This is a genomic window from Achromobacter sp. GbtcB20 (assembly GCF_019091095.1).
Lineage (GTDB): Bacteria > Pseudomonadota > Gammaproteobacteria > Burkholderiales > Burkholderiaceae_B > Achromobacter > Achromobacter mucicolens.
The window spans coordinates 1-256 of the sequence record NZ_JAGXJZ010000669.1; the positions used below are offsets into that span (position 1 = coordinate 1).

Consider the following 256-nt stretch of genomic DNA (forward strand, 5'->3'; position numbering starts at 1 on the left):
TGCGCGCGACGAGGTAGTCGCGGTATTCGGCGCCGACCGCGTCGGTGCGGGCCTGGACCCAGCCGGGCAGCTGGGCCAGGGTCGGCGGCAGGTCGGCCGGAATCGCCTGTACGCTGGCGATCTGGGCGCGCAGGAAGTCCTCGGCGGCGCGGCGGTTGCCGAGCGGGTCGGCCGGCAGCGTGAAATACAGGTCCCAGGCAGGCGTGGCCGCCGGGGTCGGAACGGCCGCGGCGAGGGCGAATTCAGGAACATCGGG

Annotated in this window: 1 pseudogene; it reads right to left on the reverse strand. The window is 74.2% G+C overall.

The annotated features are described in order from the left end of the window. A pseudogene (locus tag KVT32_RS30660) lies at positions 1-256 on the reverse strand (iron-containing redox enzyme family protein); the annotation flags it as partial.